This is a genomic window from Sphingobacterium griseoflavum, assembly GCF_014653155.1.
Taxonomy (GTDB): domain Bacteria; phylum Bacteroidota; class Bacteroidia; order Sphingobacteriales; family Sphingobacteriaceae; genus Sphingobacterium; species Sphingobacterium griseoflavum.
This window is the reverse complement of sequence record NZ_BNAF01000008.1, coordinates 197,428-217,821: the sequence shown is the minus strand read 5'-3', so window position 1 is coordinate 217,821 and position 20,394 is coordinate 197,428. Positions and strand designations below refer to the sequence as shown.

Here is a 20,394-nt window from a genome sequence, read left to right as displayed (position 1 = left end):
ATCTCTACCTAGCCCTTTGTTAAAACCAAGGCTAGATGCTGTTTTTGACAAAGCAAAGTCAAGACTATATAATCGTAAATAGACATAACCGGCTATTATTTCATGACGATTCTAGCAGGAATTCCTATAACCGTGACATTTGGTTCTAAGACAGACTTCGTCACAATCGCTCCCGCGCCTATCTTTACACCATCCGCAATTATAATCCCGCCCAGCACTTGAGCGCCTTGCCCAATATCCACGTTATTGCCAATGATCGGTGAATCATCTGGATAAATACCCTTACTTCCTAAACAGCAATTTCCGTGAATCGTGCAGTTTTTACCAATACGCGTTTTCGGATTGACAAGAATCGAACCGTAATGGTAAATTTTAAGACCTTCAGCAAAACAACCCGCCGGAATAAAGAAGCCCAACTTCCGACCCAACCGATTTTTACGCCGAGCATAGAAATATCTTAAGACCTTGTTGGGCCTATAGAAGCTATAGTATTCTTCTGCACGCAGTGACTTCATAAAACAACGTAACCAGTATTGCTCCGATTGTAAAAGCCAATCCACGATAGCTCCCTTTGATAGCGGAGGAAAATAATCCATCCGATCACTATTCCTCCATGTTTGTAAATCCATACAATTTTTTTTATGCTGTCGTTTTTTTATTCAACCACAATCTTTTTGAAGAATATTTAATAATAGGTTGTTCGACCCAACGATAAAACAACATCCCCCCGCCCACTGCGCTAAGGACCAATAGTATATCCAGCAGATTGAGAAACATCGTGAAATCCATATTAAAATATTGCGATCTGCTCACAAATTTCGGTTTAAAAAAAGCAAAGTAATAATGCGTCAAATAAATACTATACGAAGCGTTTCCTATAGCAACCAAACTTTTTAGACCCTTATTTTCAAGCGAGATGTGATTTGTCAATGTCAAAAAGCTTACACTAAAAAATGCCGGCAATCCGTAAGCGATAAGTCGTGGTAGACCTTTTTCGCTATATAGATATGCGGCAAATACGGTCATGATTAATAAGAAGATAAGTCCATAAGAGATTTTAATTTTTACTTTCCCTTTTAATGCTTCATAAATATAGAAGCAGACGATGCCCAAAACAAAGTTGATTAGAAGTGTATCTCCTAAAATATAACTTATATTTACCCATCCACCTTGAGGGCCTTGTAAATTAAAAAGACGATATATCGAAACGATACAGAGCATACTTCCAATAATAAATTGCAATAAACTTCTTTTGCTTAGCGTAAGCAACATAAGCAACGAGAAAATGTAATAAAATATCATCTCGTATACCAATGTCCAACCTGGCCCCAAAACCAGCCTGTAATCCAAGTTTGCATTGAACGAAGGTAAGAGAAAGAAGTTACCTACGTAAAAAAACATATCTTTTGGCCCCTCCGCCTTGATATTAAATAGTAAAAGTGGTACTGCACAAATGATATATATCGGAAAAATCCTAACTATGCGCTTTGATAAAAAATAGAAGGCATTGGCCGATTTCGATTTCGAATTCAATTTGACTGTAAGGCACATAATGAATCCACTTAGAATAAAAAATAAGTCTACACCATAGCCCCCCAACGCTACAATCTCGGCGCCAAGCCAACCATCATTCCAAATATGGCAAATAACAACTAAGATGGCAGCAACCGCTCTAATGATCTGTAAAGACTCTATCTTTGCATTCATACCTGCCCCGTTAGCATCTTGGTACTGCTGTCCACCATACCTTATATTTCATACAACACTTTTCGTAATTCGGCTAAATACTGATGCCCGAATTTTAAGTCAGGTTCCAAGTGGTTTCCCTCCGCCCATTCATTCCAAGATTTGATAAAAATAATTTGATTTTCCTCATCATATTTCTCAGCTAATCGCTTTGCGTTCTTTAATGCTTTACCAAAAAGTGCCGGTGTAGATTCTTTGAGTACAAAGCCATTTATTCCGCTGCGTGGTGTATTATCCCAATTAGGTATAACGGTCGGGTAATAGATGTTATCGCCCGCGAACTCATCGAACTCTTGTATGGCGTCCTCATAACGATAAATACGGGTGGGTCGCTTAAAAACTTTTTTGTAATAAGGTGAAAGTCGGCTTGTTTTCAATCGTCTTGAAAAGTCAACCCATTTGCTAGTAGATCGAAGATACTCATCTTTTACATGGCTAGCTGGTGTTAAGGCATCAAAGCCATGCTTTGCTGCATCCCAATCCGGCATAACATTGGTGGCCACTAGATGTATCCCCTCTAAATTATGCTTAGCAGCCAAATCGCGAAAAGTGTGCACGAAAACTTTTAGATCAGGAATATCCATAGGCTTGTACACCATAAAAAGTGGCTTGCCCTGCACTTTAAAATAACGATCATCTTTAAAAGCAGGCAGCAGAAGTTCGAAATGCGCTATATAATCGTCTACACCTGGGTAAACTTGTTCCATCAAAACCGTTTTGGGATTGCCATGCCATATCCCGCTCCATGATTCATTTGCCCATGCCAAGCAGAATGGAAAATCAGGTTCTCCACTCTTCAATACTTCATCAAAGGGTCGTTCCAAAATACGCCTACCATTTCCGAACCAATAATGCCAATAACAGAAGGCGGAAATTCCATATTCGCGAGCTAAGTCGGCCTGCGCCTTCCTCGCTTCCGGGAGTCGGAGATCATAAAACCCTAAATCTGCAGGTACATGAGGTTGATAGTGCCCCGGAAACATGGGCTTCGCCTTCGCAACGTTCGTCCATTCGGTAAATCCCTTCCCCCACCAACTGTCATTTTCCGGGATAGGATGAAATTGAGGAAGATAAAATGCTATAGTTTTCAGTTTACTCATTTTAATTTATTAATATCTATCTCCGCCAAATTCTCTTAAATAACAATAAAAAAATTGGAGGCGTTAACAGTACAAAAATGTTCCTAAACCATTTGACGGAAAAAACTGAAGGATTAAAATCATTGTTTCGTCCGAAGAATTTTAAATAATTGGGATTGTCGTTCAGGGCATTAACTAAAATCTTATGATTGTGCTCCATATTACTTTTAGACCTCATCATACTGTTATTATGTAATCTGATGAGCACCTTATCTTTAAAGCCATATCCAACGTGTTGAAACGTACAATTATCGAGAGCACAACGAATATTAAATTCCCAATCCTCTAATGATTTTAGATTTTCATTAAACTTTCCCACTCGTTTAAATACATCTTTACTGTAAAGCGGAGCGCTAATGACAAAGGGGTTTTTATTTTTAAATAGAAATTTCAGGTCTACGTTATCATCGCTATTTATGCAAACCTCGGGTAAAAACATGTCTCTTCCATAAATTCTTTGTTTGTCTGGTCCTTCATCTGATTCAAAATAACGATAGCCAGATACAATAACATCTACTCCATCTTTTAAATAAGAAGAATTAGTCTTCAGCTTATTCGTTTCCAAGATATCATCACAATCGAGAAATTGAATCCAGTTTCCTTTCGCTGATTCCAATCCAGCATTTCTTGCCGAAGACAATCCTCCGTTCTCTTTTTCTATATAGCTGAATCTGGCATCTTTTGCCAGCCATAGTTTTGCTATATCTTCGGTATTGTCAGGAGATCCATCATTGACTATTATACACTCCCAACTTTCATAAGTCTGATTTAATACCGAATTCAAACATTCATCTAAATATTGAGATTGATTGTAACAAGGGACTACAATTGATATTAGCGGTGCTGGCATCCAATTTAGAACTTAAAAGATGTTTTCAACTTTGTACATAAGGCTCGGATCGGTTCAATTTTTAAATAAAGTAAATTCAAATACACAACTTTTTTAAAAAACTTATTTTTAAATGCTAATTTAATCGACTCGATAAAGTACATATTTAAATTCTGTATATCATCTTCAGAATAACTGATCTTAAAGTTACTATATAAATGATATAAGTGAATTGCATGTTTCTCTGCTAAACCATTAGTTTTCCGCAAGGTGTCCATCACCCCATCAGAATGCACTCGGTAGGCGGCAACAACGTGATCCGAAACAAATGCGTAACTATTAGAACCTTTAGATAACAGATAAGCATAAAGCATCCAATCACCAAAAGAGACTCCTTCAAAAACGCTATTGTCTATATAGTGGTTTCTAAACATTACAGTACAAGTAACTAGATTATTTTTAGTAAAAAAGTCAGAAAAATAATATTTAGCTTTAAAAGATGGATCTCCAATAATCTCTCCTTTGCCATTATGGTTAAGCGTCTGTGCTTTACTGCTATGGATAGCGCAGTTTCGATTTAAATTTAAATAATTGACTTGTCTCTGTAATTTCCCTGGGTCAGTCCAATAATCATCTCCATCACAAATGGCAATATACTTTCCGTTACACTGTTTCAATGCCCACATAAAATTTTGCATACTACCTATATTACTATCATGGCAAGTATATTTAAAAATGATATTGGCAGGAATGTCACTTCTAGATATGAAATCTTTACATACCTTATCCGTTTTATCAGGAGAATGGTCATTTGAGATAACTACCTCGACAAGACCGCTAAAATTTTGAGCCAATATTCCATTTAAAGCTTCACCTATGAACTTTTCATGACCATATGTAATGACGACTATACTTACTTCGAAAGAATCCATATATTTTAATGAATTAATGATTCAATCATATCCGGAGAAAAAACTGGGATACCCCTGCTTACAAAGACTTGTTGCCGTTCCATAAATGAATCATCTATAAATATAGAATTTTCATTATTGATAAAATTAGACTTCGAATCCTCTCGATCTAAATGTATAACTTCGTCGAATAGATTATTCAAACGATACTTTTTGAGTGATACATCGATATCATGAACATGTTTTGTAATTAAAATCAATATTTTCCTGTCGTTCAGACATTGATATAAAAACCGCAATAGCTGTGTATTGACTTTTCCCTCGATCACGAGACAATCATCAAAATCACAATACACAAATCTATAATTAAGGGCAATTTTATATTTATTATCGAGCGCGCGATCTAATACAATATTATAAGAGTTGACTACAATATCCACATCAAAATTAAATGCATCGAAGATTGAGAGCAATCCAAAATTTACTCCTCTACACCGATTTAAAGACGACGAACCTCCGAATCGAGCCGCAACCTCAAGCAAGCATAATTCAGAGTTCACGTCATATTTCATCTGAAAAAACCATGCTCCTCTAAAGTGCAATTTCTCATTGATAGCTATCGCAATATCTTTGATCTGTTCCAAATCTCTAACAACAATCTCTGTTCCAACACTGATACCGTTTGCCACTCTACCTCGTCTCCTAGGTCCATAAAATCTAAGTACTCCCTCCTTATCAGAAAAACAATCTACGGTAATTTCCTCACCTGGCAAATATTCCAGAATAAGGCAATCTTGATGGAGAGCTAAGTGGTTATCTAGGGAAACGAAGTTATCAACTTTTAAAACACCTCGTGATCCATAACCAACGTCTGGCTTCAAAAAGAGTGGAAATAATTCCTCATCTACCTCATTCCGCTTGTAAACTGCGGGGCAATGCACTACCGAATTTAATGCTTCGTATGTTTTCAATTTAGATAAACAAATTTGATTAACGTAATCAGAGGATCCTATCAGTTTGCATCTCAACAAATGCTTATTTGCTGACAGCAAAGCTATTACGGAATCCATTGCGGGATAAATGGCATCTATTTGGTATTTTTCAATAATTTTATTGAGGTCCTCAATAAAATTAATTGAATCGATGAATGGCATTCCGCCTATATAGTTCTCATATTCAAAACTACCATGATCTTCCACACTACTCGCACCAAATAATTTGATATGTCGAGAAAACTTAACGGATCTCATGAGTTCCAATGCTATCTCCGAACCACAAGGAAAAACTAATACATTAATAATCTGCATCACATTAATTATTTTGCATACGTAAAATAATCCGACAAATGATATCGACCTCTTCGAAGGTCAATTCGTAAAAGAGTGGCAGGCATAATACCCGTTTAGCAATACTATCTGTAACAGGCATTTCCACCGGATTGAGATATGGCAAAGCCTTCGCTAGGCTAGGATAAAAATAGCGCCTTGTAAATATCTCATGGCCATCTAACTCTTTCTTTATCTTCAAAAGCAATTCTTCGGATTCCAATACATATGGAAGGTATGCGCCATTATTCGCGGACTTATCGTGCCATTTTGGTCGAAAAGCTTTAAAGGTTTTTAATTTGGATTCGTAGCGATGGATTAGCGCTACTCTTTTTTCGATAATACCGGCTACCAATTCGAGATTGGCCAAGCCCATAGCAGCGTGGAACTCCGAGTTTTTTCCGTTGATGCCCAAGTCGGCAAAGCTTTCAAAGCCCGAAATACCAAAGTTACGCATCGACGCCAACTTCTTTAGCAGGTCAGGATCTCTGGTGATTATCAATCCGCCCTCGATAGAATGATACAGCTTAGTAGCGTGCAAAGAACAAATGCTGACATCGCCGTATTCAAAGACGGATCGACCGTTTACCTTGACACCAAAAGCATGCGCACCATCGTAGATAACCTTTAGTTTATATTTTTTGGCTATACGCTCTATGGCTTCCACATCACAAGGATTGCCATAGACGTGGGTAGCTAAGATCGCAGATGTTTTATCCGTAATAGCGGCTTCAATTTTTGCAGGATCAATATTGAGGCTTTGTGGATCTATATCAACAAACACGGGTTGGCAACCTTCCCAAACTATACTGGATGTAGTGGCCACAAAGGAGAATGGTGTCGTGATGACCTCCCCACTAACGGCGAATGCTTTTAACGCCATTTGCAGCGCAACCGTTCCATTGGTCACAAAAAGTAAGTGACTAACATGTAAAAAATCCTTGAGATCCATTTCTAATTGGCTGGCCAACGGCCCCATATTGGTCAACCATTGTCGATGCCAAATGCCATCGACAAATTTATCATATACTTCCCGTGGCGGGAGAAAAGGTTTTGTTACAGGTATCATCTCTTAAAAATTAATTCTTTCAACATGCCTATCTCCTTTCCTTTCGTCAATAGGCCAATGCCCAAATAAAGGCTCGCATACAATAGGACTAAGACACAGAGCCTATATAAGTCTGAAAGACCAGCGAAATACCACTTATCTAAAAAATAGACGGCCAGCGCACAAAGCGATGCCAGCAGCAAGCTGGGCATCAAATCCCTAATTTGCGAAAAAACGCTGTATTTTAAAAATTTACCCGTATAATGGGTATTAATAAAAAGTGCCAATACAGAAGTAATGACCTGCCCCCACAGCAAGCCAAAAATACCAAAAGGTAGAGAAGCTAGCACCACGATAACGACCAAAATTTTCTTAAAGATCTCCAGTCGAAGAAACAAATCCGATCGTCCTTTCACCTTCAGCACATTGAGGTTGTAGGCGTGGATGGGGTACAAAACTCCAGCGATAGCTAAAATTTGGAAATATGGAACCGCGGCCAGCCATTTGTCAGTCAACAAAAAACGAATTAGAGGCTCGGCGGATATTACCATAAAGGCAATTATGGGCGCAATGACAAAGATAACGATGGATAAAATCTTTTTGTAAGCATCTTTCAACAAAGCATCGTCATGGCTAATTTTCGCAAAAAGCGGAAAGGACACTTTGTTTAAAGCGTTCGAAATATTATTTACAGGCAGCTGCTTAAGCGAGTCGGCGCGGTTATAAAAACCAAGTTCGACAGTGGAGTACTTCTTACCGATTAGGATCGTATAAATATTATTAAATGTAACATCCAGCAGGCCAGATAGCATCAGGCCGGAACCGTAGTTAAAATGATATTTGAATTTGGCCTTATCAAATACAAACGACGGACGCCAATCGCTATAAAGCCAATATTGCAAAGTAAAGATCCCATTTTGGACGAGCGAGGCATAAACTAAAGACCAAGCTCCAAATCCTAAATAAGCAAAAGATACACCAGCAATACCCCCTAAAATAATGGATGGTAACTGAATTTTAAAATTGGTTTTAAAATCCAGTCTTTTTACAAACTGCACGCTCTGTACAGTTACGAAGGAGTCTATAAGCAATATCAATGCATATACTCGAATAAGAGGGGAAAGCAAGGGCAGGTCATAAAACTTTGAGACCAAAGGAGCTATAAAAAATACAAGAATGTACAAAATAAGCCCTGCAGCCAAGTTAAACCAAAAAACGGTAGAGTAATCTCGCTCATCAGCCTCAGCCGTGCGTATTAGACTACCAGCCAGACCGCTATCCAAAAACACTTTGGCGATAGCCATCACAACTCCAAAGAGCGCTATAGTTCCAAAATCTGCAGGGAGCAGTAAACGCGCCAAGACGAGACTGGTCAAAAAGCCAACGATCTGCGAGCCAAACTGTTCAGCAAATGTCCAAACCACGCCCGTAAAAGCCTGCTGTTTAAGCGACATAATAGAGGATTAAGCTGTTAAGCACATGCTTTATTTACCAAACTCCGATTTCAATGTTCTACGCAATCCTTCTTCCATGGTAAAAGGGGGTTTAAAGCCCGAGTCCATGGCCTTGGCGGAATCGAACTGCGTAACGGCGCAAAACTTCTTCACGCGCACCGAACTGATGGGCAACTTTTTGCGGGTTACCCAAGCCAGCACATCAAAACCATATCCGCCCAGCATGCCTAGCCAGTAGGGAATGCGGCGAGTAGGTATTTTCTTGTCCAGCACCTTACCGGTATGGTATACGAGATCATTGGTTGTAAAATCGGGTTTATCCACATAGTTATAGACCTCGTAACCGATGCTTTTGTTTTGTATCAAAAATTGCAGGAAGGCCACCACATTGCCGACGTAAGCCATGGACTTGCGATTCGTTCCGGGTCCGATCATCATAAATTTGCCGGACGCGATTTGGTTGAGCAGATTCCATACGTTGCCGCGGTTGCCTTCGCCAAAAATAACAGTAGGCCGCACAATGGAAATGGTCCAGTCGCTATGTTCTGTAAACCACCATTTCAACGTCTGCTCGGCCTGCCATTTGCTTTTACCGTAATGGTTGAAAGGATCGGGAGCCAGCGTTTCGTCGGGATTGTCTTTATCCAAACCGTATACGGCCACCGAGCTGGTAAAAATAATATGTTTCACATTATTTTCCTCCATAGCCTGCAAGATGTTGCGCAACCCCTGCACATTGACATCAAAATAGCGCACAACGGGATAAACATCATCCCGGTGTTCGGCGGCAAGCAACACGACAGCATCAGAGCCTTGCAGTGCCAACCGCATATCCGCTAAATTGGTGACGTCTCCGATTTCCGTCAGGGCAGGATGTGTGTCACTCTGTACTTTATCTACATTGCGGATATCCAGCCCTTGCGTAGCCCGTAAGTTTTCGATCAAACGCGTACCCACAAATCCTGATCCGCCAATAATGGTCACTTTCATAAGAAGCAGTTAATTATAGGATTAACGAACATTCTCCAACTGGAGATTCTTTAATGTCATATCCTGTAAATTTAGCTTTTTATTCTCAATATTTTTCATTTTGTTTTGGGCTCTCAGCAATTCGTGCATACGTTTTGCTGCGCGCATACTTTCCACCTTATTCAAGGCCAAGTGCAAGCCGCCCCACAGCGCGACATCCCAAAGCAGCACGATGTTGTTGCTGATGTAGTTGACCATGATGCTATTGAAGATGGCGAAGAAAGCAGCAAATCCAACGATGGACAACATGCTGGCATGATGCGACAGCCCTAGATCCAGCAATTTGTGGTGTATATGGCTTCTATCCGGCATAAAAAGAGGCTTACCAGTACGGTAACGCACAAACATGACGCGCAGCACATCCATCACAGGAACGATCAAAACGGAAAATGCGGCAACAATGGCGCCTTCGTAGAATGGCTTGATGGCAGCATTGTTCATGGCAAAACTGATGGCCAGAAAGGCAATGGACAAGCCGAGGGTGAGGCTGCCAGTGTCTCCCATAAAGATCCGGTGCCTCCGCTTATTGATACCGAAGACATTGAAATAGAAAAACGGAATCAATACGCCGGCCGTGATAAAGGCGAACATCGCATGGAGGTAAGCGTGCTGCAAAAGGAACATGACACCCAAGACCAGGCAGCCCACAGCAATCAATCCCGAGCAAAGACCATCCAAACCATCGATTAAGTTAACGGCATTGATGATCAATATCACAACCAGAACCGTTAAGGGCATACCCACATAAGCGGGGATGCAAGTGATGAAGAAAACGCCATAGAGATCGTTGATCCACAAGCCCGAAAGCGGAAAAAGCGTAGCTACAAAAAGCTGCACACCAAATTTCCATTTATAGCTTATCCCGACCAAGTCATCGCCGATACCCACCAAGAAAAGCATCACCAAACCACAGATCAACAACAAGAACATCGGCAGCACTTCTTCGGTATTGATGCTTAGATCGACAAAGTTGTATTTATAGAAAACCACGACGGCCAAGGTCATCAAAAAGCACTGCACGGGCGCAAACGCCACACCGCCCAAGCGAGGAATCCGCTGGGTATGCACCTTCCTCTTATCGACCGGATCGAAAAGCCTTTTTTTGAAACAAACCAGGAATACGTAGGGTAAAATTATTCGACCCAAGTAAAGAGCTATAAAAAATGGCACAATTATTAGTAACGTTCTCATGGTTGTATTTTTTATCTATTATCGTCATCAGCACGGATACCATCCCTGCCGATGATTATGTCCCAAAAATACGCTCAAATATTAATCTAGACCAGTATTTACGGGCATTTAATTGATTCTGTAGCGCTCCCGCTACAGCTGCTTAACATCGCGCTACGTGTAGTTTCTCGGTGTAGCTAAAGCGCTACAGATCACCCATTGCATTTCGCACAAATTTTTTACGCAACGATTGCATTAAGCCGCGCAGTTGGAGCAAAAAAGCGAGGATCTAGGCATATTGAGCCTGTCGATCCTCGCTTTTTTTTGCGGTGTACGGCACCCGTTTACTGCGCCTTGACACAGCGGATACTGCCACCGGCATTATAGTACTGGCTGCTGTATGGCCAGGTGACATCTCCTGTATTAAACTGGAAACGCTCGTTGTTTGCGCTCGATGGCGTTACAGTCCAATAGGTACCCATCGATCCCTGTCCCCAATTGCGCTCTCCGGCATAGGGCAAGAATAGGTATTTATCGACATCGGCTTCTGCGGGCTGTGTTGTTGTTCCGACAAATAATCCGGCGACACCCCGATAACTTGCGCGAGGCTGGCCAGGCAAATCATACCGCACGTGGAAGATCGGTTTTTCATTGCGGTTGGCGCCGGTGGCGGCCTGCAAGTGCGTTACTGTTGGGGTACGCCAGTTGCCGCCATGCGAGGTAACCATCCTGCATGGGTCTTTTGCAGCATCGTAGGCCTGCTGCCCTTCACTGCCCGCGCCTCTATCAATCGGCAATAACGCATTAACCTGCCACTGGTCGCCGTACTTACCTTGGTCTTCCGCAAAACCATAATTGCCATTGTTGTAGACCAGGTTTCCGGGCGCCCAAGTGTAGCCGCCCAAACTGATACCAAAGTTTGGTTTCAGCTCCAAATTCAAGGTATACTTCACGCCTGGCGTGATCGAAAGGTTTTCCAGCTTGAGACCAGTACGGGTTATGCCGCCTGCCTTTATAGAAGCGATCGTCAACACACCGGCAGCCGTTGACGGGTGGTTCAGGATGGTTGCCGCGCTGCTGATCTGGCTAGTTTGGAAGCCGGTAAAAGCTAGCGATGCCGACCCTGTATTGCCCGTATAGCTGATCTGCGCGTTGCCTAGCTTCACGCCCACGGTCAGGTAATGTGGGGCTATCGAAGCAGAGCAACTTTCGATCGTACCGATAGCCGCGGCGTTGATCGTTGTGGTAATCTGGCTGAAGAGATGCTTTAGCACAACATTCAGGTTGTTATCGCCACCGTTCAAGGTTATATCTGACCGGAAATACAGGAGATCAGTACTTCCAGAGAGACTGGAAAGGGTAGCTGCGGCCAGGTTTTGCTGGGGATCAACATCCGGCACGGATGTTTTGCTATTTATAGAATAGGCGATAAACGTGTAGCGTTGACCGGCATTAAATGCCATGGCCGCATTGGTGGTGTTTCCCACCGTGAACACCTGATTGGACAGGTAGTTGCCCGCTGCATCGTAAACCACGACCCGGTATTGCACGCCCTGCTCCAATATGGTTGTGGTGGTGGTGGCCGCAGCGGTATTGCCACCAGCCGTGCTGACCTTCTGGCTCAGTGTAGCAGAAGATGTAGAAGCCAGCGTTGCCACCAAGGTGTAGGCGTCAGTGAACGGCACGGTTGTTTGCTGGACCTGACTCAAGGTCGTACCAGCTGCGGAGGCCATTTTCATCGTAGATTGCTGCTCTTGCACAGCACCCAGGACGACGTTTACCCGGGCTTCGCCAGTCGCCTGCACGCTCTCGTCTTTCGAACAAGATGCCGCAAAACAGGCTATACATGTTGTGATCAGTAGGTTCCGAAATAGGATATATGCTTTCATCTGTTGCGAATCATTAAAAATTAATACTGCGGTTGTCGTCCACGTCGACATCCCATTGCTCGTACACATCCTGGTGATAATCCTGCGGCTTCACCGTAGCGGATCCGGTAACAATGGAACACTCCAGCTCTAGTTGGATAACGTCCACCATGGGCGCCAGGTAAGGCAGCTTCTCAACGGGTATCATATTGTTCTCTGTTTTCATGTGTGTAAGGCTGATCAATAAAACTCGATCGAAAGGGCAAAACGAATACACGCTGACCTCTTTTTGTCGAGACAGTCAAAACTTGAGCTGCAAAATAAATTTAACCTATGGGTTATTTTTCGATTGCTGTTCGCTTACGATAGCGCAAGGCAAAGATCTGGCCTGCCTTGCATCATGTCCGCTGTTTTTCATTGCGATACAAAGGTATACCATTGTTTAAACAATGAAAAACCCGCTTGTAGCGCAATCGCTACAAATAGCTTAATTCCTTATTAAACGGGGATTTTCATTGATATATGTCAATATTCAGCTGTGAATGCCGGGCGTGGCTTTTCATTGGAAATCCTGTAAAAAAGTCCCTAAAACAAGCGTAAAAGGCGATTAATAGTGGGAATGCTAGGATTTTTATCTTTTTATTTCGGGGAAAATGTTTTTTTATAAAGAAATTGCATTTGTAGCCATTATGCGACAGCTACGGGGTCTAATCTTGCATAAACTGCATCTTTTGGGATCGCACTTTCCTCTTTTTACTCTCGACAAGGTTCCAAACGCCAATAAAGCCCAACCAGAATAGGATGTCGCACAGCACGACAATATTGTTGCTGATGTAGTGCACGGCCAATAAATTGAAGACGCAGAAAAAGAGCGCCAACAGCAATATGGAAACCATCGCCTGATGGTGGGACATCCCCGATCGCAAGAATTTATGGTGTAAATGGTTGCGATCCGGCTTGAAGAGCGGTTGCTTCTCTCGCCAACGGACAAGCAATACTCTGCTTACATCAAACACGGGAACGATCAAGGTAGAAAAAGCCGTAACAATCGCTCCCTCCGAAAAGGGCTTGATATCGTCGTTGTTCATCGCAAAACTGATCGACAGAAAAGCTATGGAATAGCCCAAAGTAAGGCTTCCCGTATCTCCCATGAAGATACGCCGTTTACGTTTCGATGCGCCAAACACGTTGAAATAGAAGAAGGACACCAACACACCGGCGGTAATAAAGGCGAAGATAGCATGTAGCCAAGCGCCATAGTAGGTAAAGAGCACGCCCAGAAAAATACAGCCCACCATAATGAGTCCAGAACACAGACCGTCGATGCCATCGATGAGATTGACCGCATTGATGATCAGCACTACGGCAAAAATGGTCAGCGGCACACCCGCCCAAGCGGGGACATAGGTGATGAACAGGATACCATACAAGTCGTTGATCCACAATCCGGAGAGCGGAAAAAAGGAAGCCACGGCGATCTGTGCATAGAATTTCCATCGATGGTTGACACTGACCAGATCGTCGGCCAAACCAATCAAGAATAAGATAACCATCCCGCAGAGCAGCAGCGTAAACATCGGGAAAATCTCGGCCGTGTTGATTCCCAAGGGGACAAAATTGACCTTGTAAAGGATAACGACCGATAAAATGAACAAACAGCTTTGAACAGGAGCAAAGGACACGCCACCCAAACGCGGGATTATCTGTTGATGGAACTTGCGTGGATCCAATGGATCAAACAAACGCTTCTTGTAGGATACAAAAAGAATATACGGGATAATCATACGCCCGAGTGCGATAGCTATAATAAACGGAACAATAACGATCAATATCTTCATCTCTTTTTGGGTTACACGATGTGGTCGACGGCAGCCTGAATACGGGGGGCAAAGCACTGCCCAACCAAATCTTCATCAACGGAGTTCATCCATGAGCACGCGCACATCCACATCTTTGCGTATAACATTTTTATTTTCATCCAACAGAAAGATTGTCGGCGTTGCTTTCAAATCATATTTACCTTTTTTGACAACCTCCTGCCGCTCGTCAAAAGCCTGTAGCCAATTGTCCGGAATCTGCTGTTGATAGGCCTTCCAAGCCGCTTTGTCGCCAAACGGATAAACGGCTAAAAAACCCAGTGTCTTTTGCTGTATCCGCCGGTTGAGCGGTTCATATGCACGGAGCATGGCAATGGCTTCTTCACAATGGGAGCAGCCGGGCTCATAGAAAAACAAGACCGTGAGCGGGAACGACAGCTCCGATAAACGAGCAGATTCGCCTGTTGCAAGTTGGAAGGAAAAATCTGCGGCCCGGGTACCGGGCTTATTCTGCCGCAACAGCCGCAGCAGCGTTGCCGTTTTTATTCGTTCCATGCTATCCAACTGGGTCGAATCGAGCTTAAATTCGAGTACCGGCTCATAATACGCATCATTGCGCATGGGCGAATTGGGGTTGTACAAGTATTTTTCGTACTGTGCGACAAAAAAGTCGTATGCCTTGGGGCTTTGCCGTGCGGCAGCAAGCATTCGTTTAATAGCCGAAGAAACCGTTTGGTTATCCGCCTGACCGAACAGGCTGATAAAGTCTACCAAAGCCTGCTCCCCTTTTTCTGGATCCTGCCTATTGCTGTCATCCTGAAAATCGTAACCAACCCAATATTGGCTCAGCATATCGGTCGCAGCAGCGGGATGAACGTCCTGAAATGCACTATCGGATGCTGCAGCCTGATCGGCAGTAGACGGGGAATGATGGCAGGCAACGAGCAGGAACAGCGCTACCGCGTAGCATAGGTGCCATGCCCATCGTAAACGGGCCGTCACTACTCGGCATTTGATTGCGCTATTTACATACTGCGTTTGAAACCATTTTTCATCCATCCGTAAAGAATTAACAAAAAAAACAAAGAAATTGTTCGCGCCGTGTTCAACCTATATAAAAAAAGAAAACAACATCTATAAACGGTATCCTTTCTCATAAGCAACAGCAGATCGAATAAGCGCTTAAAAATAATCAAAAAAAATAGATTAAATCACGTTTCATTTTATTTTAACATTTATTAGGCTTGAGGCGGTCCGGATACCCTTAAATTTCAAGCGAGCGACAAAAAGTTGGTTACGAAAAAATGGCCTAACCGTAGCTAGGCCGCCCCCCCGGGGTTTAGGTTAAAAATAATAATATCATCTAGGAGAGATCGTACATCTCGTGTGATTCATGCAACGGAGTCAACATCGCTTTTATCTATTAAGGCACTGGCTAAAACATGTTGTTTCCAAACTGTTGCACAAACATAACAGAAAAGAAACAGGTTGGCAAGGAAATAAAAGAGCCATTGACAAATGTCAATGGCTTTTTGCGCGGGAGCATGGTCAAGTCGTGGGCTAGACAGTACTGGAAGAACACGAAAATAAAATGGGCCTAACATGGATGTATATCATGACAACTATTTATTTTTGTGCCACCATCTATTAACACAACGCACCTAAACAGCATGGCTGAACCGACATTAGATTTTAAAGAGATCACCGAATTTTTGGGGGGCATCCACCCCATCTCCACCGAAGCAGGCAGACATTTGATCGCGCACTGCAGTTATGTACAAGTAAAAAAAGGAAAGTTTTTACGCAGTCCGATCGATCATACAGAAACCGTTTACTTTATCGTAAAGGGACTTATACGTGGATTCATCAAAGAAGAGGGGCAAGAAATCACGACATGGCTGAATGCGGAAGGCAATATGGTCGGCACTGTGCGTAATCTAGGACTGGACATCGAGACACAAGAGTATATCCAAGCGCTCGAGGACAGTAAGCTCATCGGCATCAGCCAACAGGCTCTGCAAGAGATGTACGAACTTTTTTACGAAGCCAATATCATCGGTCGGAAGCTTTTAGAGCGCTACTACCGGGATGCGGATGAGCGCGCCTTTCTTTGCCGCCTGCCATCGGCAGAGAAACGTTATCGTCGCTTTGCCGCTACACGCGGCAATTTACTGGGCCGTGTCACCCTGAAATACATGGCATCCTACCTCAATATGAAGGTAGAAACACTTTGCCGGGTAAAGGCAAAAATAGAAGCCCAATCAGCTTAGCATAAAGAAAATGAGCAGAGGACGCGGCTAAAATTATTTTTTTTCGTAAATTAAATGCATCATCCTGATGCTAATGCCATGGAAGTAATACCCCACAACGAAAGTATTATTTCGCTCCTGCTACTACGGTCGGATAGCGAAGAGATACTTGTTGACGGATCGGTTGATCTGTTCACGATTATACGCACCTTGGCACCCCTAGATCTGGTGGTTGGTTCGGTACATTACAGCATACCGGCGAATAAACTGTTGTTTATCGGACCCGGTATCGCCATCAAAGTGATCCAAGCCACTTCGGAAGCCGGCTATCGCATCACCTTTCCTGATAGCTTCTTTGACCGGTCTAGCAAAGATGCGGAGATCCTGTATTCCCGGCTTTTCTTTGACTACAACACGAAAATGCAGGTCGTCAATGCGATCAGACCACCCGAGGAGGTGCGGCACGTGCTGGATGTACGAGCCCCTTTGTTTGCACGCAAAAGCAAAGCGCTTTATGATGCCGCAATGAAGAACCATATTGAGTCCTTATTGCTGGAGGGGCTACTTGGCTTGCCCGAAGTGCCCGATGCTTACCCCACCGACCAGCTCTCGGACCGGAATCTCGTCAACAGTTTTATTGTCATGCTACACCGATGTTACAAAAAAGAACATACCGTGCACTTCTATGCGAACGCCTTGCATGTCACCCCAAGGAAGTTGTCAAGAGCGTGTCAAGCGACGTACGAGCAGACGGCCAAGGAAATCATCTTGGAAACACTAGGCAAACGAGCGGTCAACTTCATTCAAAGCAGCACCTTATCCATCTCGCAAATTGCATTTGAGCTCGGTTTTACCGACGAAAGCAACTTCCGCCGCTTCCTCAAGAAACAAACCGGCAAAACCGCACTAAGTTTTCGGACACCTTAAAAAGAAATGCATATATGGTATTTTTTGACACGGCAAACGAAGGTTTTAACATGCGTTTTCAGAAAATTTTGTTTTACTTTTGTGCATCTCTCTCCCCGAGAGATATTTTCATAAGCATGAATGGCCGGAGAGATTCGGCCATTTTTTTGTTGTCGCGTCGACATATATCCTAAGTCTGTATAAAAAAGATTTCTCGTGCGTGCTATAGCGGGATTCGTCTAGCGACCACTGGCAGCGCGAATTGTGCAGCAACAGCGGGGCATGCTGTATAAAAGGACAGTCTACTACCGTTGAAGGCAACGGTAGTAGACTGCGTGCTTACTTCAACGAAATATTTACTTTGGCCGCCTGCAGCCAAGGCGCACTAAACCTGACAGCCACCTGTTCGTTTGGCGAGCCATTGGTTTGGATATAGGCGATCATCTTTCCATGGTACGCCCGCTGTTTATTATCGCGGTAGTCGCCCATATCGGCATTGTTGCCCGCTTCTAGTCCCAAGAGCCGCGCATTGCCCGCAATAGTACAGGTAATTTCGTCCTCCGAGAGCAATACGGGTATACCGTCCGCATCGACAATCTGTAGCTCAATCTGCAGCACCGCATCTTTTGCAGCGGCAGACCAAGTGTCGCCCTGCAATATCCGGATCGCTGCAGGGCGTTTGCTCGACTGGATGGCGTAACGGGTGGCTTCCTTTCCCTGGGCGTCTAGGCCGATGACCTCCAGTTTACCTTCGGCATAGGGAATATCCCAGTAGATAATCCCCTGCTCCTGATCGTATGGTTTCTCCTCACCCACGGATTTTCCATTGAGTTCGAGACTTGCCTTTGCCGTATTGGTGTAGCAGACTACGCGAATCAATTGGCCATTTTGATAGTTCCAGATGGGCCACGCATCCATGGATGGCGCCTCATTGCTGCGCTGCCCTTGCTCGGCTTCCAGCGCAGACCAAACATCGGTAGCCGAGCTTCCACCCTGCAAGGGGTAACTGCCGAGGTAAGCCATCGGCTTTTCGGCCCACAAAGACTGACGGAAGTAGCCACGAGGCTTTTTAAATCCAGCAAAATCTACCAAGCCCGAGTAAAAGCCTCGCGAGGGCCAACGCCCGGATTCGCCCAAATAGTCGATGCCGGTCCACAGAAACTGTCCGAAGATATGTTCGTTATCGCGCACCGCTTTCCAAGCAGCAAAATCATGGCGGTTTTCGCTGCCGAAGATCACGCGATCTGGAAAGCGCTCGTGATCTTGCTGATAACGACTTTCAGTGTAGTTATAGCCTGCTATATCCAATGCGCCGGGATAAGCCGTTTCGTTAGACATCGCGACCCCGGCAAGCCCAGCCGTGACGGGGCGGCTGCTATCGTATTTTTTTACCACGGCGGCCAGCTTTTTAGCGATATCGCCGAGGCGCATCGCATCGGGAGCATCTTTCTTATAGCCTCCATAAGAAGCCTGTGTAAAGCCGCCTTCTTTCTTTTCGCCGCCCAATATAGGATGTGAATACGGATCGTTGGGGTAGTCGACTTCGTTGCCGATGCTCCACGCGAAGATAGACAGGTGGTTACGGTCGCGCTTCACCATATCGGCGAGATCGCGCTCACCCCATTCTTCAAAAAAGTCGAACGTACCCTGAAAGCCCGGCGTGCCTACATTCCATCCTTCCAGCCATTTTCGTTTCGGAAATTCCCATTCGTCAAACGCCTCATCCATCACCAATAAGCCCAGTTCGTCGCAAAGATCATACAGGGAAGAGGCTTGCGGGTTGTGACTCGTACGGATAGCGTTTACACCCAGCTCTTTTAAGGTTAACAATCGACGCCTCCACACCTCGGGATACACTTCTGCACCCAAGACACCGGCATCATGGTGCAAACAAACCCCCTTCACCTTCATCCATTCGCCATTGAGGGCGAAACCTTTGTTCGGATCAAAGGTGAAAGTACGGAAACCCGTTTTGACTTCCGACTTATCGATTTCCTCGCCCTCCTGCAAAACAGTGGTACGCAAGGTATATTGATTTGGTTGGCTCAAACTCCACAACTTCGGATTGTTCAAGCTCAAACTTGTTTTCAGCTCTTGCTGCTTTCCGGCGGCAAGGCTGGCCTTTGTACGTTGCTTCGCCACGATAGATCCCTTTTCATCCACGAGTTCCTGCACCACATCCAGCTTTGCATCCCGCTCGGAGGCGTTGGTCAGCGATACCTGTACCTGAAGCGTTCCTTTGCCTTTGCTCACTTCCGGGTAGGCATAAACACCCCATTGATCGAGATGAACGGGATTAGCACGCACCAACCAGACATCGCGGTAGATACCCGACCCGGTATACCAACGGGAGTCTGCACTTTGGCTGTGATCAACCTTCACGGATATCACATTCTCTTTTCCGTATGCTACATAGGGGCTAATGTCGTAACCGAAGGAGATATAACCATTTGGACGCTTGCCAACGGATTGCCCGTTGACAAAGACTTCACTGCGGTTGTACACCCCTTCGAAATAGATGTACAGCTTCTTTCCCTGATCTTCTGCTGGAACAGTGATTTTTTTCTGATACCAGCCGATACCGCCCGGCAGAAAGCCGGTGGCACTAGCCAGCGTTGGGCTCAGCGGCTGCTTTACACTCCAGTCGTGCGGCAGTTGTACCGATCGCCAGGAGCGGTCATTATTGGTTCTGCCGATCTGACCGTTGGTATCGCCCAAGTGGAAACGCCAGTCGGCATTGATTTTTTCGGCTTTGCCGAAGCCGGGCTGCGCCCACAGCGCCTCTGTTTGGAATAACGTTGCCGCCAATCCAACAAGCGCATATTTTAACATGTTTTTCATAGCTATGCTGTATACAAGAATAAGGTTAGGGTACCATAAAGATAAACGCTATGGCAATTCCT

17 protein-coding genes are annotated in these 20,394 nt (G+C 44.1%); 2 read left to right on the top strand and 15 right to left on the bottom strand.

Translation table 11 applies throughout. The features are described from left to right. Positions 1–95: 95 nt before the first annotated feature. From IE165_RS12160 to IE165_RS12095, 14 genes are all read right to left on the bottom strand, one after another. Positions 96–629: a serine O-acetyltransferase gene (locus IE165_RS12160; RefSeq protein ID WP_189626894.1), complete on the bottom strand. Its 534-nt coding sequence runs from the start codon at positions 627–629 to the stop codon at positions 96–98. A gap of 10 nt (positions 630–639) precedes the next feature. Further along, entirely contained in the window at positions 640–1,707 is a 1,068-nt protein-coding gene (locus IE165_RS12155) for an acyltransferase family protein (RefSeq protein WP_189626893.1), read from the bottom strand. A 41-nt stretch (positions 1,708–1,748) separates the two neighbouring features. Then, entirely contained in the window at positions 1,749–2,846 is a 1,098-nt protein-coding gene (locus IE165_RS12150) for a glycosyltransferase WbsX family protein (protein WP_189626892.1), read from the bottom strand. A gap of 16 nt (positions 2,847–2,862) precedes the next feature. Next, on the bottom strand, positions 2,863–3,735 hold the full coding sequence (locus IE165_RS12145) for a glycosyltransferase family 2 protein (RefSeq protein WP_189626891.1): 873 nt from the start codon (positions 3,733–3,735) through the stop codon (positions 2,863–2,865). 5 nt (positions 3,736–3,740) lie between these two features. Further along, the gene (locus IE165_RS12140) at positions 3,741–4,646 is read right to left on the bottom strand and encodes a glycosyltransferase family 2 protein (protein ID WP_189626890.1); all 906 of its coding nucleotides are present in this window, start codon (positions 4,644–4,646) and stop codon (positions 3,741–3,743) included. Between the two features lie 5 nt (positions 4,647–4,651). Next, on the bottom strand, positions 4,652–5,932 hold the full coding sequence (locus IE165_RS12135; RefSeq protein ID WP_229826533.1) for an ATP-grasp domain-containing protein: 1,281 nt from the start codon (positions 5,930–5,932) through the stop codon (positions 4,652–4,654). Positions 5,933–5,936: 4 nt separating this feature from the next. Further along, entirely contained in the window at positions 5,937–7,019 is a 1,083-nt protein-coding gene (locus IE165_RS12130; protein WP_189626889.1) for a DegT/DnrJ/EryC1/StrS family aminotransferase, read from the bottom strand. Continuing rightward, a complete protein-coding gene (locus IE165_RS12125; protein WP_189626888.1) occupies positions 7,016–8,452 on the bottom strand; it encodes a lipopolysaccharide biosynthesis protein in 1,437 nt (478 codons plus the stop codon). Before IE165_RS12125 ends, IE165_RS12130 begins: the two co-directional genes overlap by 4 nt. Before the next feature lie 30 nt (positions 8,453–8,482). After that, positions 8,483–9,442, bottom strand: coding sequence for an NAD-dependent epimerase/dehydratase family protein (locus IE165_RS12120; protein WP_189626887.1), 960 nt, complete (start codon positions 9,440–9,442; stop codon positions 8,483–8,485). A 21-nt stretch (positions 9,443–9,463) separates the two neighbouring features. Continuing rightward, on the bottom strand, positions 9,464–10,672 hold the full coding sequence (locus tag IE165_RS12115) for an MraY family glycosyltransferase (RefSeq protein WP_189626886.1): 1,209 nt from the start codon (positions 10,670–10,672) through the stop codon (positions 9,464–9,466). 323 nt (positions 10,673–10,995) lie between these two features. Continuing rightward, positions 10,996–12,540 carry a fimbrillin family protein gene (locus IE165_RS18530; protein WP_229826532.1) on the bottom strand — a complete coding sequence of 515 codons (1,545 nt, stop codon included), beginning with the start codon at positions 12,538–12,540 and terminating at the stop codon, positions 10,996–10,998. Positions 12,541–12,553: 13 nt separating this feature from the next. After that, entirely contained in the window at positions 12,554–12,745 is a 192-nt protein-coding gene (locus tag IE165_RS12105; protein WP_189626885.1) for a hypothetical protein, read from the bottom strand. A gap of 481 nt (positions 12,746–13,226) precedes the next feature. Beyond that, positions 13,227–14,357 (bottom strand): MraY family glycosyltransferase, encoded by a 1,131-nt coding sequence (locus tag IE165_RS12100; RefSeq protein ID WP_189626884.1) that lies wholly within the window; start codon positions 14,355–14,357, stop codon positions 13,227–13,229. 75 nt (positions 14,358–14,432) lie between these two features. Continuing rightward, the gene (locus IE165_RS12095; protein ID WP_189626883.1) at positions 14,433–15,395 is read right to left on the bottom strand and encodes a DUF5106 domain-containing protein; all 963 of its coding nucleotides are present in this window, start codon (positions 15,393–15,395) and stop codon (positions 14,433–14,435) included. Positions 15,396–16,006: 611 nt separating this feature from the next. Here IE165_RS12095 and IE165_RS12090 point away from each other — a divergent pair. Next, entirely contained in the window at positions 16,007–16,606 is a 600-nt protein-coding gene (locus IE165_RS12090; RefSeq protein ID WP_189626882.1) for a Crp/Fnr family transcriptional regulator, read from the top strand. 78 nt (positions 16,607–16,684) lie between these two features. Further along, the gene (locus IE165_RS12085) at positions 16,685–17,512 is read left to right on the top strand and encodes a helix-turn-helix transcriptional regulator (RefSeq protein ID WP_189626881.1); all 828 of its coding nucleotides are present in this window, start codon (positions 16,685–16,687) and stop codon (positions 17,510–17,512) included. Positions 17,513–17,830: 318 nt separating this feature from the next. Here the strand turns inward: IE165_RS12085 and IE165_RS12080 are convergent, their stop codons facing one another. Continuing rightward, positions 17,831–20,332: a glycoside hydrolase family 2 TIM barrel-domain containing protein gene (locus IE165_RS12080; protein WP_189626880.1), complete on the bottom strand. Its 2,502-nt coding sequence runs from the start codon at positions 20,330–20,332 to the stop codon at positions 17,831–17,833. Positions 20,333–20,394: the final 62 nt, after the last annotated feature.